General features: G+C 60.2%; 16 protein-coding genes and 1 riboswitch. Of the genes, 9 read left to right on the forward strand and 7 right to left on the reverse strand.

Going from position 1 to position 15,333, the window contains the following annotated elements; genetic code table 11:
* Positions 1 to 26 precede the first annotated feature (26 nt).
* Positions 27 to 121: riboswitch (TPP riboswitch) on the forward strand.
* A gap of 8 nt (positions 122 to 129) precedes the next feature.
* Genes thiO through ACQ6S1_RS02115 form a run of 4 tightly spaced genes read left to right on the forward strand, consistent with a single transcriptional unit; the run spans position 130 to position 2,904 of the window.
* A complete protein-coding gene (gene thiO, locus ACQ6S1_RS02100; RefSeq protein ID WP_445040235.1) occupies positions 130 to 1,287 on the forward strand; it encodes a glycine oxidase ThiO in 1,158 nt (385 codons plus the stop codon).
* A 3-nt stretch (positions 1,288 to 1,290) separates the two neighbouring features.
* Positions 1,291 to 1,497, forward strand: coding sequence for a sulfur carrier protein ThiS (gene thiS, locus ACQ6S1_RS02105; protein ID WP_445039511.1), 207 nt, complete (start codon positions 1,291 to 1,293; stop codon positions 1,495 to 1,497).
* Positions 1,498 to 1,501: 4 nt separating this feature from the next.
* Complete coding sequence (locus ACQ6S1_RS02110; protein ID WP_445039512.1) at positions 1,502 to 2,284, forward strand: thiazole synthase; 783 nt, start codon at positions 1,502 to 1,504, stop codon at positions 2,282 to 2,284.
* A gap of 17 nt (positions 2,285 to 2,301) precedes the next feature.
* Positions 2,302 to 2,904 (forward strand): thiamine phosphate synthase, encoded by a 603-nt coding sequence (locus ACQ6S1_RS02115; RefSeq protein WP_445040236.1) that lies wholly within the window; start codon positions 2,302 to 2,304, stop codon positions 2,902 to 2,904.
* Here the strand turns inward: ACQ6S1_RS02115 and ACQ6S1_RS02120 are convergent.
* From ACQ6S1_RS02120 to ACQ6S1_RS02140, 5 genes are read right to left on the reverse strand one after another with little or no spacing between them, the layout of a single operon-like run.
* Positions 2,879 to 4,090 (reverse strand): molybdopterin molybdotransferase MoeA, encoded by a 1,212-nt coding sequence (locus tag ACQ6S1_RS02120; protein WP_445040237.1) that lies wholly within the window; start codon positions 4,088 to 4,090, stop codon positions 2,879 to 2,881. The two genes, ACQ6S1_RS02115 and ACQ6S1_RS02120, sit on opposite strands and share 26 nt — an antisense overlap.
* Before the next feature lies 1 nt (position 4,091).
* On the reverse strand, positions 4,092 to 4,580 hold the full coding sequence (gene moaC / locus ACQ6S1_RS02125) for a cyclic pyranopterin monophosphate synthase MoaC (protein WP_445039513.1): 489 nt from the start codon (positions 4,578 to 4,580) through the stop codon (positions 4,092 to 4,094).
* Positions 4,577 to 5,392 carry an indole-3-glycerol phosphate synthase TrpC gene (gene trpC, locus ACQ6S1_RS02130; RefSeq protein ID WP_445039514.1) on the reverse strand — a complete coding sequence of 272 codons (816 nt, stop codon included), beginning with the start codon at positions 5,390 to 5,392 and terminating at the stop codon, positions 4,577 to 4,579. Before trpC ends, moaC begins: the two co-directional genes overlap by 4 nt.
* A gap of 24 nt (positions 5,393 to 5,416) precedes the next feature.
* A complete protein-coding gene (gene trpD / locus ACQ6S1_RS02135; protein WP_445039515.1) occupies positions 5,417 to 6,478 on the reverse strand; it encodes an anthranilate phosphoribosyltransferase in 1,062 nt (353 codons plus the stop codon).
* Between the two features lie 2 nt (positions 6,479 to 6,480).
* A complete protein-coding gene (locus ACQ6S1_RS02140; RefSeq protein ID WP_445039516.1) occupies positions 6,481 to 7,101 on the reverse strand; it encodes an anthranilate synthase component II in 621 nt (206 codons plus the stop codon).
* 79 nt (positions 7,102 to 7,180) lie between these two features.
* Between ACQ6S1_RS02140 and ACQ6S1_RS02145 the strand changes: the two genes are divergently transcribed.
* Positions 7,181 to 7,312: a hypothetical protein gene (locus ACQ6S1_RS02145; protein WP_445039517.1), complete on the forward strand. Its 132-nt coding sequence runs from the start codon at positions 7,181 to 7,183 to the stop codon at positions 7,310 to 7,312.
* A 3-nt stretch (positions 7,313 to 7,315) separates the two neighbouring features.
* Here the strand turns inward: ACQ6S1_RS02145 and trpE are convergent, their stop codons facing one another.
* Positions 7,316 to 8,851 carry an anthranilate synthase component I gene (gene trpE / locus ACQ6S1_RS02150; RefSeq protein WP_445039518.1) on the reverse strand — a complete coding sequence of 512 codons (1,536 nt, stop codon included), beginning with the start codon at positions 8,849 to 8,851 and terminating at the stop codon, positions 7,316 to 7,318.
* 5 nt (positions 8,852 to 8,856) lie between these two features.
* Positions 8,857 to 10,758, reverse strand: coding sequence for a peptidylprolyl isomerase (locus tag ACQ6S1_RS02155; protein WP_445039519.1), 1,902 nt, complete (start codon positions 10,756 to 10,758; stop codon positions 8,857 to 8,859).
* Positions 10,759 to 10,903: 145 nt separating this feature from the next.
* Here ACQ6S1_RS02155 and tpiA point away from each other — a divergent pair, with 145 nt between their 5' ends.
* The 4 genes from tpiA to ACQ6S1_RS02175 all read left to right on the forward strand — a co-directional run bounded on the left by tpiA (position 10,904) and on the right by ACQ6S1_RS02175 (position 15,296).
* The gene (gene tpiA, locus ACQ6S1_RS02160) at positions 10,904 to 11,677 is read left to right on the forward strand and encodes a triose-phosphate isomerase (protein ID WP_445039520.1); all 774 of its coding nucleotides are present in this window, start codon (positions 10,904 to 10,906) and stop codon (positions 11,675 to 11,677) included.
* A 105-nt stretch (positions 11,678 to 11,782) separates the two neighbouring features.
* A complete protein-coding gene (gene secG / locus ACQ6S1_RS02165; RefSeq protein ID WP_445039521.1) occupies positions 11,783 to 12,274 on the forward strand; it encodes a preprotein translocase subunit SecG in 492 nt (163 codons plus the stop codon).
* 74 nt (positions 12,275 to 12,348) lie between these two features.
* On the forward strand, positions 12,349 to 13,977 hold the full coding sequence (gene pyrG / locus ACQ6S1_RS02170) for a CTP synthase (RefSeq protein ID WP_445039522.1): 1,629 nt from the start codon (positions 12,349 to 12,351) through the stop codon (positions 13,975 to 13,977).
* A 203-nt stretch (positions 13,978 to 14,180) separates the two neighbouring features.
* Positions 14,181 to 15,296, forward strand: coding sequence for an acyltransferase family protein (locus ACQ6S1_RS02175; RefSeq protein WP_445039523.1), 1,116 nt, complete (start codon positions 14,181 to 14,183; stop codon positions 15,294 to 15,296).
* Positions 15,297 to 15,333 lie beyond the last annotated feature (37 nt).

Below are 15,333 nucleotides of genomic sequence, written 5' to 3' on the forward strand. Positions count from 1 at the left end.
AAGCCTGCGGCTGCGGGATTATTTCGTGCTCACGCCTGGGGTGCCGCCAACGCGGCTGAGATTAAACCCGACGAACCTGATCTGGGTCATGCCAGCGAAGGGAGCGCGAATATGAACATTGTAATCGATATGAACGAAGCAAGAGCCGCGAGTCGGTTCGACGTCGCGATCGTTGGCGGCGGTATCATCGGCTTGGCCATCGGCCGCGATCTTTTGAAGCGTGGTCTCTCAGTAGCCGTTTTCGAAAAGGAGCGTGTCGGATCAGGCGCGACGCGTGCCGCGACGGGCATGCTGGCCGCAACCGCGGAAGTGGAGCCCGGCGAGGACGACCTCCTGCCGCTGACGCTGGCCAGTCAGCAATTGTGGCCCCAGTTCGCAGCAGAGCTTGAAGCCGAGACCGAGATTTCGGTGGACTACAAGTCCGAAGGCACGATGGTCGTGGCGTTGTCACGCGATGAGGTCGAACGCCTGCGGTTTCGTCATCAATTGCAGACACGCCTTGGTTTGAGCACCGAATGGCTGTCTGGCAGCGCGGCTCGTGAACGCGAGCCCGGTCTGAGACCAAATGTTTCCGGTGCTATCTTCTGTGCGCAGGACCATCAGGTGGACGCTCGCCGTGTCTCCGCAGCGCTCGAAAAAGCATTCGTGAACGCGGGTGGTGTCCTGTTCGAGAATGCTCCGGTGATTTCGCTGCAGCGAAACGGACGCAAGGTTACGGGCGTCGCGACAGATCAAGGCGAGCATGCGGCGTCGACCGTGGTTCTCGCTGCGGGTGCCTGGTCCCCCCAATTGGTGCCTGACCTGCACCTTCATGTCCGACCCTTGCGAGGCCAGTCTCTCTCCTTGCGCATGGATCCGCGCGTTCCCGCTCTGAGCCATATTGTCTGGACTGAGCAAATCCATATGGCCCCAAAAGGAGATGGCCGTCTTATTGTCGGTGCGACGGTCGAGGAACGTGGTTTCGACACCAGCAATACGGCCGGCGGTGTGTTTGCGCTTTTGGAAGCAGCTCGCCAGGCACTGCCGTCAATCGAGGAACTCGCAATCGACGAGATCTGGACGGGATTTCGGCCAACATCTCTCGACGACGCGCCAATTTTAGGCGAGGTCGGTGTCGATGGTCTTGTTGTAGCAACGGGCCATCATCGGAACGGGATTCTGCTTGCGCCCATCACCGCTCGTGCACTGGCTGATCTCGTAACCGAGGGCCGAATGACCGGTCCCGAAAAAGGCTTCACTTTTGCGCGGTTCATGCGCGATGGCATCCAAAACACGGGAGAGGCGTGATCGATGGAACTCATGATCAACGGTCAGCCGCGTGAATGCGATGCCCGCAATGTCGATGAACTTCTTAAAGCCGAGTTGGAAGACGGTCATACACGGCGTGGAATAGCAGTGGCTGTGAACGGCAGGATGGTGCCGAGATCCGAATGGCCACGCAAGGTTTTCTCCAAAGGCGACAGCGTGGAAATCGTTCACGCGCTGCCAGGAGGTTGAGACGATGAACACAGAGCTTTTCAACGATCCCTTCGAGGTTGCCGGAGAGACCTTCCGCTCGCGCCTCTGGCTTGGCACGGCTGGATACCCGAACCAGAAAATCCTGCTCGACAGCGTGGAAGCCAGCCGATGCGAAATGGTGACCATGTCGATCCGCCGAGTGTCCCTGGCCGGCCAAAACTTCGACACGGTGAAGCTGCTGTCGAACTACAAATTTTTGCCCAATACCGCCGGCTGCGAGACCGCCCGCGACGCGATCCTGACGGCCGAGCTTGCGCGTGAAGCCTTGGGCACCAACTGGATCAAGCTTGAGATCATCGGCGATCGCGAGACGCTGTATCCGGATGTCCAGGAATTGATGAAAGCAACCGAAGAGCTCGTCTCGCAGGGCTTCGTCGTGCTTCCTTATTGCAACGATGACCCCGTGATATGTCAGCGTCTGGCGGATGCTGGCGCTTCGGCGGTGATGCCCATGGGGTCCTTGATCGGATCAGGCATGGGAGTGGCCAATCCGGCGAATATCGAGCTGATCTGTCGGCGGTCGCCGGTTCCGGTCGTCGTTGACGCGGGAATTGGCACGGCATCCGACGCGGTCATCGCGATGGAGCTCGGTGCGGCGGCCGTGCTTCTTAACACCGCCGTGTCCAAAGCCGCGGATCCCGTGAGAATGGCCGCAGCCATGGGCCGCGCGGTCGATGCCGGCCGGCTGGCCTACCTCGCAGGACGTATTCCTCGCCGAAACCGCGCAGAACCATCCAGCCCTCAGCTCGGCCTCGTCGGTTCGTGATTCTGCCGCGCCTCCTCGTGATATCGGATCGCAGTCAGGTTCGATCGGCATTCGAGGAGGTCGTGAGCAAGGTCGCCGGGGCAGGGGGGTGGTTCCTCCTGCGCGACAAGGATATGGACGCGGACGAGCGTCGCGAATTAGCATTTCACTTCCGCGAGATATCGCGTGCTCATCGATCACCGTTTTCCGTCAGCCGAGATGCGGACCTTGCCGGTGAGGTAGGCGCCGATGGCGTGCACCTTCAACATGCGAAAGACGTTGCTGCAGCGCGCGATCTTCTTGGCGCGAAGGCTTGGATAGGCGTTTCCGCGCACTCGCTTTTGGATATTGGAGCCGCGCGAGAGGCTGGCGCTGATTATGTCACCTTCAGCCCGATATTTCCGAGCGACAGCAAGCCGGGCTATGGGCCCGCACTGGGCGTTTCCGCTCTTGCCAATGCTAGCGGGTCTGGCGTTCCGGTGTTTGCGCTCGGAGGGATCGACCTTTCGCGCGCTAAAACCTGTCGCTCCGCCGGTGCCTATGGCGTTGCAGTGATGGGAGGGATCATGAGCGCTGCTGATCCGGGCGCTGAGACAGCGGCATATCTCGCCGAACTTAATCAGACAGACCCAACGGCATGATCTGGCAAGGATCGCCGGCCAATCGAGCAGGATCATTCGCGGGGCGAACGATCAGGCAATCGGATTCTGCAAGAAGGCGCAGCATCGAGGAATCCTGACGTCCAAATGGCTTGACCAGCACTGTGCCATTTTCGGCGGCCTCGAGTTTCCCGCGGACGTAGTCCTGGCGCCAATCGTTCGCCGGCAAGTCCGCTCCGAGGCGGACCTGTTGCGTTACCGGTCTTACATCTCGTCGCCCAAGAAGCGCGCGGATCAACGGCACCAGGAACAAGAGGGCGCAAACGTGCGCCGATACAGGATTGCCTGGCAGGCCGATTACCCTCATGTCGCCGAGGCGGCCAAACATCATCGGCCGGCCGGGACGCATGGCAATACGCCAGAAATCAAGCTCCATCCCCTCGGCAGCCAATGCGGCGCGAACCAGATCATGATCCCCAACGGAGGCACCTCCGGTCGTCACCAGCACGTTCGCACCGCTGCCCGCGGCTTTGCGAATGGCCGCGCGGATGGTGTCGATGTCGTCTGCGGCAATGCCGAGATCGATCGGCTCGGCGCCAGCAGCCTGCACAAGCGCATGAAGTGTCGTATTGTTCGAGGCGGTGATTTGCCCCGGGCCCGGCTCATGGCCGGGCGAAACGAGTTCATCACCCGTGGAAAGAACGGCAATTCGGGGCTTGCACGCGACATCCACGAGAACGTGCCCGGTAGCTGCGGCCAGGCCTACGCCGCGCGGCGACAACACGTTGCCAGCGTCCAGAAGCACATCTCCCTGATGGAAGTCGAGCCCCTCCGGGCGGATGAACTGCCCGGAACGTACGTCTGCTTGAACAAGGATTTGATCGCCGTTCCGGATCGCATTTTCCTGGATCAGGATCGCATCCGCACCTGCGGGCACGGCGCCGCCCGTGAATATCCGAACCGTTTCGCCGGGGGACAGACGCTGGGTAAAGATATGGCCAGCAGCGGCTTCGCCGATAACGCGGAGAAAGGTGCCTTCTTTTGCGTCCTCAGAAAGCACGGCGTAACCGTCCATGGCAGACGAACGATAAGGCGGCTGTGTGCGGCGTGCGACAAGCGGCTGTGCCAGGGTGCGCCTGAGCAGCGCGTCGAGCCCAATCTCCTCAATGCCGATACGCACTGCTCCAGCCAGCACCCGGGCAAGTGCCTCTTCTACGGTAAGCCGGATTTCAGACACTGTCCGCCTGCCAGCTTCCGGAGCGACCGCCGGATTTGGCGAGAAGACGAATGTTCTCTATGCGCATTCCGCGGTCGACGGCTTTTGCCATGTCGTAGATCGTGAGGCAGGCGACGGAAACCGCGGTGAGCGCTTCCATTTCAACGCCGGTCTGGCCTTTCAGACCCACTGTGCAAGTCACATGAAGGCCAGGCAGGCCCACGTCCGGCGTAATATCGACTGCGACCTTCGACAACATGAGTGGATGACAAAGGGGAATAAGATCGGCTGTGCGCTTTGCGGCCATGATGCCCGCTATACGCGCCGTTCCAATCACGTCGCCCTTCTTGGCATTTCCCTGCAGTATAAGATCAAGGGTTTCAGCTGCCATCACGACACAACCCTCGGCCTGGGCCACTCGTTCGGTCTCGGCCTTGGCGGAGACATCAACCATATGCGCCTCGCCCTTTGCCGAAATATGGGTGAGGTGGGACTCGGTCACTCGGCGGCCGCCTCGGCTGTGTAGGGCGCGAGAAGAGCGCGGGTGGCGGCTTCTACATCGTCCTGCCTCATCAGGCTTTCGCCGACAAGAATAGCCCGAGCGCCAGCTGCTGCCGCGCGGCTGACATCATAGGGGGTGAAGATGCCGCTTTCGCCGACCATGATGCGATCAGGAGGGATCAGCGATCCAAGCCGCTCCGTAACGGACAGGCACACTTCGAAAGTTCGCAGATCCCGATTGTTGATACCGATCATGCGAGCGTCCAATTGCAGGGCTCGATCCAGCTCCGCTGGATTGTGTACCTCTGCCAGGACGTCAAGGTCCCAGTCCTTAGCCGCAAGGGTCAAATCCTGTGCCTCGTCGTCGGTAACCGCAGCAAGGATTACCAGGATTGCATCAGCACCCCAGGCTCGCGCTTCTGCCACCTGGTAGGTGTCGAACATGAAGTCCTTGCGTAGAACGGGGAGGTCGCATGCGGAGCGTGCGGATGTCAGGAATTCCGGTGCGCCCTGGAAACTCGGCTTGTCTGTCAGAATAGACAGGCACGTGGCACCACCCGCTTCGTAGGCACGGGCAAGCGCAGGGGGATCGAAATCAGGACGAATGAGCCCCTTCGACGGGCTGGCCTTCTTGATCTCCGCAATGAGGCCCGTTTCTCCGCCGGCGAGCTTCGTATCCAGAGCCCGCGCAAAGCCGCGCACTGGAGATGCGTTGCGGGCGATCGCCTCAACTTCTGCAAGCGGGCGAGCCTGCCTGGCTTCATCGATCTCGCGGCGTTTGTAAGCTTCGATCTTTGCGAGGATGTCGTTCATCGCGCTGGCTCTGTCCGTGTTACTTCAGGATGCCGCATCGCGCGCTTCCTCGCTCTCATGCGTCAGAAGGGTCGGCCGGTTCGACACATCGATCAACGCGTCGAGCCGCGCGCGGGCGGCTCCATCATCGAGGCTTGACTGGGCCAGCCTTACAGCCTCGCCGAAATCGGCCGAGCGACCAGCCACGATCAACGCGGCTGCTGCATTCAGGACCGCGACGTCGCGATATGCGCTTTGGTGCCCATCGAGAACGCCCAGAAGCGCGGCGGCATTATAGACGGCGTCGCCACCGGCGAGGTCAGAGGGCTGGCAGCATTCGAGGCCGAACTGCTGGGGCTCGATCTCGAAATGACAGACTTTGCCGTTCTTGATCTCGGCAACGTAAGTATGACCGGTTCCGGTAATCTCGTCCATGCCGTCTGAGCCATGCACGACCCAGGAATGGCTTGTGCCGAGAGCCAGCAGAGCCTCCGCAATCGGCTCAACCCAGGCGCGGGAAAACACGCCGACCATCTGCCGGGTCACACCCGCTGGGTTTGATAGAGGACCGAGAATGTTGAAGATCGTCCGGATTCCGAGTTCGGAGCGGGCGGCGCCGACATACTTCATCGCGGAATGATGATTGGGGGCGAACATGAAGCCGATGCCGGCCTCTCGGATGCACCGGGAAATCTCCGCGGGGATCAGATCGATGTTGACACCCAGAGCAACGAGGACGTCAGCGGCGCCGGATTTCGAGGATAATGCGCGGTTGCCGTGCTTGGCTACCGGGACGCCGGCGCCCGCGACGATGAAGGCCGCACATGTCGATATGTTGTAGGAGCCGGCGTTGTCGCCACCGGTTCCTACCACGTCCACGGCGTCTACAGGTGCGTGAACGCGCGTCATCTTTGCACGCATAACCGAAACGGCCGCTGCGATCTCGTCGACCGCCTCCCCCCGAACTCGGAGCCCCATCAGGAACGCGCCGATCTGTGCGGCGCTGGCCTGACCGGACATGATGATGTCGAAAGCTTCGGTCGCCTCCGCCCGCGAGAGGGGGCGACCCTCGGCGATGCGCGCGATGAACGGTCGAAATCGTTCCATGATCAGCCTGCTCGCCGAAGTTCGGCTTGGCGGTTTTGCTCGTTCCACTCCTTCGCCAGAGTAAGAAAATTGGCGAAAAGCGTGGGGCCGTGTTCAGAGGCGATGCTTTCCGGGTGGAACTGAACACCGTGGACGGGATGAACATTGTGGGCGAGGCCCATGATCAAGCCGTCTTCGCTTTCCGCAGTGATGCTCAGATCGGCGGGAAGGCTGGACCGCTCCACAACAAGCGAATGATAGCGCGTGGCGTTGATGGGGCCGTTGAGGCCGCGAAATACGCTGCTGCCGGAATGGCTGATGCGGTTCACCTTTCCATGGACCGGAACCGGAGCACGAACGACCGAGCCGCCATACACCTCACCCATCGCCTGCAAGCCCAGGCATATTCCCAGCATGGGCACGCTTGCGCCGCCGCGGCGGATCAATTCGCAGGAAATTCCCGCCTCTTTGGGCGTACAGGGCCCCGGCGAGATCACCACCGCATCCGGCTTTTGGTCCAGCACCTCATCGACGCTGGTCTTGTCGTTGCGGAGCACGTGCACTGTGGCACCGAGGCTGCCAATGGCGTGCAACACATTGAACGTGAAGCTATCGTAATTATCGATGAGGGTGACACGCATCATTCCGCCTCTTTAACAGAGCTTGTGCCGAGCCGCTATGATGGGAATGGCGCGTCGACCGCGACTATCCTATAGAGCAGGCATGAATAAGCCCGTCGCTCTCTTCATCCTCGTTCTTCTGAGCGCTGCCGCCGTCGCAGGCTATACGAACCTGACGGTAAGCGGCCAGATGATGAACACGCTTCCGCCGCCGCCCCAAGCGCCCGCCCGGTAGAGCTTATTGCCCGCGCCCGGCTTGAGAGGCGAACCTCACGGCTTCTTCAGTAGCGCGAAACAAGGCGCGTGCCTTGTTATGGCATTCCGCATGTTCGCTCTCCGGAACTGAATCAGCGACAATCCCGGCGCCGGATTGCACGTACATCTTGCCGTCCTTCAGCACAGACGTGCGCAACACGATGCAAGTGTCCATATCGCCGTCGGCCCCAAAATACCCGACGCAGCCGGCATAGACGCCGCGCTTCTCCTTTTCGAGCTCGTCGATGATTTCCATCGCGCGCACCTTGGGCGCCCCCGACACCGTACCGGCGGGAAAACCGGCAACCAAGACATCCACTGCGTCGTGCCCCGCTGCGAGCCGCCCTTCGACGTTCGAAACGATGTGCATGACGTGGCTGTAACGTTCCAGGAAAAACTGGTCCGTGACCTCAACGCTGCCGATCTCGGATACCCGACCGACGTCGTTGCGGCCGAGATCGAGGAGCATCAGATGCTCGGATAATTCCTTTGGATCCCCCAGAAGTTCGGCCGCAAGGAGGTCATCCTGCACTAGATCCGAACCACGAGGACGCGTGCCTGCGATGGGACGTATCGTTACTTTGCCTTCGCGCAGTCGAACGAGGATTTCAGGGCTGGAGCACACAATCTGGAAATCGCCGAAATCCAGATAGACAAGAAACGGTGCCGGGTTGACGCGACGCAATGCGCGATAGAGCGCGAATGGCGGGAGTTCAAACGAGGCCTCAAATCGCTGCGAAAGGACGACCTGGAAGATATCGCCGGCGGCGATGTATTCCTTCGCGCGGGCGACCATTTCGAAGAATTCGTCCTTGCTCGTGTTTGAAGTGAGGTCGCGCGAATTGGGTTCTGAGAGGGGGGTGGTCTCTCCTTTCGGCAAAGGTCCCTCGAGGCGGTCTTGAACGTCGGCGAGACGATCCAAGGCCCGAGAAAGCGCCGCATCACCGGAAAGGCCCGACTCGGGGCGAACAGGCGTTACCAGTGTGATTTCGTCGCGAACCGAATCGAAGATCACCATCACAGTAGGGCGCATCAGCAAGGCGTCTGGCAGGCCGAGAACATCCGGATTCGGATCCGGCAAATCCTCCATCTGGCGGACCATATCGTAGCCCAGATAGCCAAAAACTCCCGCGGCCATCGGCGGCAGTGAAGCCGGAAGGGTGATCCTGGACTCTTCCAAGAGCGCGCGCAGCGCTTCCAACGGTGGCAAGTCTTGCGACTCGAAGGCCAGGCCATCCCGATCCGGAGATCGATTGATCTCAGCCACTCCGCCGCGGCACCTCCAGAGAAGGTCCGGCCTCAGCCCGATCATGGAATAGCGCCCGCGGGTTTCACCGCCCTCGACCGATTCAAGGAGGAATGCCTTGGGCGCGGCGGCCTCGGCGTCTGACCGCTGCGACAATTTGAGAAAAGCCGATACCGGCGTTTCCAGATCGGCGACCATGGTCGTCCATACAACCTGTGACCGACCGTCCAAATAGGTGGCCTGGAAGCTATCGGTCGAAGGTTCGCACTTCATGGAAATCAGTTCTCGATCTGCCCGCCCAGGGCATTGGCCAGCGCCTGATTGTTGACCGTTGCGCCGTAATCCGACTGCAGGCGCAGCACATATTGGCTGGCCAGATCATTCTCGATGCTGCTCGCGATGCGATCCGACACCTGCGCGATCGCCGGATCAGCCGAGTTCGGAGATGGGGCGTCGACCTTCGTGACCTGGAAGATGATTCGATCGGTCTCCGAAGGTGCGGGCGCCGAGCCGAAGCCGCCGCGCGGCGTCGAGAAAATCTGGGCGATTCCAGCCTGCCCGAGCACGGGCTCGTTGCCTCGACGGTTAATGCCCTCAGCGCCGAGAACCTCCACACCCTCGCGCGTAGCGAGTTCCGGAAGCTTCAGTGTGTTTGCCTTTAAGCCCGTAAGGGCTTGTTCGACTTTCGCGTCCAAGGCCTGGCGCGCTTCTTCGGCCTGCCAGCGAGCAAGTACGCTTTCCCGCGCTTCTTCGAAAGTCCGCGCGCGAGCCGGGTCGACGTTGTTGACCTCATACCAAACATAACCGCTGTTCTCGAGCTGAACAGGATCGTTTTCGACGCCGACCTCGGCTTCGAAGGCGCCCGCAAGTACGGGCTCGCCACCTGCGACGGAGGGAGCTGCGCCATTTGCATCGCGACCCTGACGATCGATCGCTTCGATCTTCGTAAGAGGTAGTTTTTCCCGATCCGCGATTTCCGCCAGGGTTGAACCGCCCGCCCGTGCATCCTCGACGCGATCGTGCACTTCCAGAAGCGCGGCCCGTCCACGTTCTTCCGCAATCGTATGGCGGATTTCCTCCCGAGCATCCTCAAAGCTGCGGGTCACTTCTGGCTGGACAGAAAGAACCCTCAGGAGAACGGTCGAAAATTGCCCTTGAACCGGGGCGCTGATCTCGCCTTGCGGAAGGGAAAAAGCAGACTCCGCAATTTTCGAATCGATAATTGCGTCCTTCGTCGTGTCGGTCACCACGAGATCTGCGGCGGCGACATTGTGCTTCGTGGCGATATCTTCGAAAGGCGCTCCATTTGCGATCTCCGCAGCAGCTGCCTCGGCTTCCTTCACCGAAGGAAAGGGGATCCGCTGGAAGGTGCGCCGTTCCGGCGTTACGAATCGCGCGCGATCGGCCTCGTACCGGGCACGCAACTCCTCATCCGGCACCTGCTCCCGGGCAGAAAGGCTTTCGGCTGTTACCGCGAGCAGAGAAACAGACCGTCGTTCCGGCGCCTGGAAAGCACCCTTGCGTTCATCGAAAAACGCCCGAAGAACATCGTCAGCCGGCGGCGAGATGTTCTCGGCCGAAGACGCCGACAAGACCACATAACTGGCCGAACGATGCTCGTTCTGGTGCTGATAGACCGCCTGCAGTAGGGCCTCAGGCGCCGTAAGGCCACCGGCAACGCTGTCGATGATCTGGCGGCGCTCTATCAGACGACGCTGTTCGGCTACGTAGACCGCTTCGGTCAGCCCATTGGCGCGCAGGAGTTGCTGAAATCGATCCACGTCGAAACGGCCGTTGGGTCCAAAGAACGTTTCATCTCGCGTGACGGAATTGGCGACGACCTCGTCCGGAACGGCCAGCGCGAGCTGCCGCGCATTTTCATCCAGAGTGGCTTCGCCCATCAGCTCGGCCAGCACGCTGCGGTCCATCCCGATTGCTCGAGCATCCGCCGGCGTGAGCGGGCGTCCGATCTGCCGGCCCGCAGCCTGAAGCGAGCGGTTGAACGTTTCACGGAAATCTTCGCCGCTGATCCGGGTCTTCCCGACAGCCGCGACATGATTGCTGCCTGCTCCGCCGCCCAAGAAGTCGCCGATTCCCCACACCACGAAACTCAAGACGATGAGGAGAAGGAAACCCTTCATCACAACGCCACTGGCGTGTCTGCGCATTGCGTTCAGCATGGATGTATCCGCACGAAACCGGGAATGTGGCGTATAGCGCAGAACCTTTCGACGATCATAGAGGCTGTTGATAAAATGCGGTCCCTTTGAGCTTGCCTTCGGCGAAGACGTGAGGCCACAACAAGCGTTCAACAAGGAGTTACATGTGGCCGACAACCTTCGACCTCTGATCGCTGGAAACTGGAAAATGAACGGTCTGCGCGCGTCGCTGGCAGATCTCACGGCGTTCCGAGACCGACTTGGTTCACTGCATTCTGACGATATCGACGTGGTCGTATGCCCGCCCGCCACGTTGGTTGGCGCCGCGGTTGAGATCGCTGGAGAACAATTCGCTGTCGGTGGCCAGGATTGCCATGGCAAAAGCTGCGGCGCGCACACGGGTGATGTCGCGGCCGAGATGCTGGCAGATCTCGGCGCCCGATATGTCATCGTCGGGCATTCGGAACGCCGTGCCGACCATCATGAGACGGATGCCGATGTGCGCGAGAAAGTGCAGGCAGCCTGGCGAGCGGGTCTGACCTCAATCCTGTGCGTGGGGGAGACCCTCGACGAACGCGATGCGGGCCAGGAAACGGTTGTCGTCGCCCGGCAATTGTCCGGATCGATTCCGGACGGGGCGACCTCGGAGAATCTGGTTGTTGCGTACGAGCCGGTTTGGGCGATTGGCACGGGCCGCACGCCAAGCTGCGATGACGTGGAGCGTGTTCACACATTCATGCGCGAGCAACTCGTATCACGGTTCGCCGGTGAGGGCGCCGCGGTACGTTTGCTGTATGGCGGATCAGTAAAGCCTTCGAACGCCAATGAGCTACTATGTGTCACGGATGTGAACGGCGCTCTGGTAGGCGGAGCGAGTCTCGATCCGGAGGATTTTGCGGCGATCGTCCGGTCCGCCGACGCTTCGACTCTCGAAAACTGAAAGTCCCACACCAAGTGACATCAGCCTCCGCCATCTTTGAAGGGGTGGCGCGGCCGGGTCGTGTGGTGTAATCACCCGGCAATCCTCCAATCTTTCCGGTCAGCAATGCAAACCGTCCTTCTTGTCGTTCATTTGATGATCGTGCTCGCGCTCGTCGTCGTTGTGCTGCTCCAGCGCTCCGAGGGCGGAGGGCTCGGCATTGGCGGAGGAGGCGGTGGCTTCATGTCCAGCCGGGGACAGGCAAATGCGCTCACCCGCGCGACGGCGATTCTCGGCGCGGGGTTTTTCGTGACCTCCATTGCGCTGGCGATTCTCGCGGGCACGGACCGGATTCCGTCCTCGATCATCCAGCGTGCGGCACCTCCCGGCAGCTCCGATGTGCCGACCGAGGGTGGCATTCTGCCCACGCTTCGGCCGTCTGCTCCCCAAGCTCCGATTTCCGGAGCCCCTCAAGCACCGGCTGCTCCTGCTGCGACGCCGCAGCCCCCCGTGGCTTCTCCGGCGCCGGAAGCACCGTCCTCGGCGCCTTCGGGGGATGTGGTCCCGCCCGCAGCTGACGCGCCTGCTTCGTCTGAGCCCCCGGCGCCTGCACAGTAAAATTGTCGACGCCGCTCGATTCTGCGTCCGTGACACCGTACAAATGCTGAGAAAAAGGATAAGGGTGTAGGCCCATGACGCGGTATGTCTTTATCACCGGCGGCGTGGTGTCCTCGCTCGGCAAGGGATTAGCGGCAGCAGCGCTCGGAGCTCTGTTGCAGGCGCGCGGTTATAAGGTGCGTATCCGCAAGCTGGATCCGTATCTCAACGTCGATCCGGGGACGATGAGCCCCTACCAGCACGGCGAAGTGTTCGTTACGGACGACGGTGCCGAGACCGATCTGGATCTTGGGCATTACGAGCGCTTTCTCGGCCATCCTACCGGCAAGCAGGACAACATCACGACGGGCCGGATCTACCAGGAAATCATCGCGAAGGAGCGGCGCGGGGACTATCTCGGCGGTACCGTGCAGGTCATTCCGCACGTCACCGACGCCATCAAGGACTTCGTGCTGTCCGGCAACGACGGATTCGATTTTGTGCTGGTCGAGATCGGCGGAACGGTCGGCGATATCGAGGGACTTCCGTTCTTCGAGGCCATTCGCCAGCTTGGCAACGATCTGCCTCGCGGAACCTGCATCTACATTCATCTCACGCTGTTGCCTTACATCCCGAGCGCGGGTGAGCTGAAGACCAAACCAACTCAGCATTCCGTGAAGGAGCTGCGTTCCATCGGCATTCAGCCGGATATCCTCCTTTGCCGGACGGATCGCCCGATCCCGCCCGATGAGCGGCGGAAGATGGGCCTGTTCTGCAACGTCCGGCCAGAAGCTGTGATTGAGGCTCGGGATGTCGATTCCATCTACGACGTGCCTGTCGCTTATCACGAGCAGGGGTTGGACCGAGAGGTTCTGCGCGCATTCGGCCTTCCGGAGAACGATGAGCCCAATCTGTCACGCTGGGCGACGATTTCCGAGCGGCTTCATAATCCTGAAGGCGAGGTCACGATTGCCATCGTTGGCAAATATACGGGCCTGAAAGACGCGTACAAATCGCTGAACGAGGCGCTGGTGCACGGCGGTATCGCCAACCGTGTGCGCGTGAAAATTGATTGGATCGAAAGCGAGATTTTCGAACACGAAGATCCTGCACCGTTCCTCGAACATGTGCATGGCATCCTGGTGCCAGGGGGGTTCGGCGTTCGGGGCGTCGAAGGAAAGATTCAGGCTGCTAGCTTCGCCCGTGAACGCAGGGTGCCGTATTTCGGCATTTGCCTGGGCATGCAGATGGCGGTCATCGAGGCGGCCCGAAATCTGGCCGGGGTGCGCGACGCGAATTCGACGGAATTCGGCCAGACTCCGGAGCCGGTCGTGGGCCTTCTGACCGAATGGGTTCGGGACAATGTGCTGGAACAGCGTTCCGCCGGCGGCGACCTCGGCGGAACGATGAGGCTTGGCTCATACACCGCTCAGCTGAAAGCGGGCTCGAAGGTTTCCGAGATCTACGGCGCAGGTGAGATCACCGAACGTCATCGGCATCGCTATGAGGTCAACACGGCCTATCTTGATCGCCTGCAGCAAAATGGCATGCAGTTCTCCGGTATGTCTCCCGATGGCGTTCTCCCCGAGATCGTCGAGCTCAGCGATCATCCCTGGTTCGTAGGGGTTCAATTCCATCCCGAATTGAAATCAAAGCCCTTCCAACCGCATCCTCTGTTCGCGAGTTTCATCAAGGCGGCAATCGCCCAGTCGCGTCTGGTCTGATCCCGATGACGCGCGCGGCAGCGCATTCCGCCGCTTCAAATTTAAGGATAAATTTACGTCAACGTTGAAGCAGTTGCGGCGAGGGGGTAGTTCTACGGGATAAGACTGATCTACCATTTCTGGGTCGATCGCAAACGGTTCTCCTTGTGAGGATTCCTGCGATCTGGCGGGCTTGGTCAGAACTCTCTGGCAAGGCTTCCGATATGGTTTCCCCAGCTCCTCCCACGACGTTTCTCACGAATATTCAGATCCTGCGGTTTGTAGCCGCGTTTCTGGTTGTTTTCGGACACGTTATTACGGCCGCCGACCGCCAGATGACGAACGGAACCTTGGGAGTTTCTTCCGGAGAGTTCATTTTGAACCTCGGGGCCGGGGTGGATGTGTTTTTCATCATCAGCGGCTTCATCATGTTCTATCTTTGCCACGACAAGTTCGGGCAGAAAGGAACAAGCATGGAGTTCTTGTCCCGGCGATTCATGAGAGTGATCCCAACATACTGGATATTCACCGCCCTGATGATCGCATCGGTCGTCATCTTTGCGGATCAGGTCACGACACCGCAGCTTGACGTTCGCCACATCGCCGCGTCCATGGCGTTCATTCCATGGCCTAACCCCGATGGTGCTCTTCGCCCTGTGCTCAAGCTCGGCTGGACGTTGAATTACGAAATAATGTTCTACTGCGCGTTCGCGATTGCGCTGACGATGCGCAAACGTGTCGGGCTGACATTGCTCTTCGCAAGCTTCGGGACGGCCGCGGCCCTCAACTCCTTTATTTCTGCCGACCACTGGATCCTCAAATTCTGGAGCGATCCCATCATTCTTGAATTCTTGATGGGTATAGGACTGGCGGCGCTCTTCCTGCATGGCGGTCGTTTGTCCGCGGTTCAGGCCGGCATGCTTGGTTTCGCAGGCAGTGCCCTGCTTCTGTTCGTCGGTCCTTTGACAGGTTGGACTGGTGATGGAGAACGTGCCTTGTCATCCGGCCTACCGGCCTTGATGATCTGCGCGGCATTCGCGCTCGGCCCTGATATCCGCGATGACATGCCCATCAATCGCTTTGCCGTGCTTCTGGGTACGGCGTCGTATTGCCTCTATCTCTCACATCCTTTCACGCTGAATGCCGTCGAAAGAATCTGGATTCGGATTTCGACGGGGCCAGCTTCAATGTTTCTGTTGGCCGCATGCTTGACGTCGATCGCGGTGTCAGTTGCCCTCTACTTTCTCATGGAGAGGCCGCTCCTGAATCAGATGAGCCGACTGGCAGCATTTTCTAGGCGCAAAGATGCGAATGTCATCCTGAGACGTCGCTTGAGCTGAAATCTATCGGTAGCGCAACGAGGTATGAGAACATAGA

This window comes from Terrihabitans aquatilis (assembly GCF_052542005.1).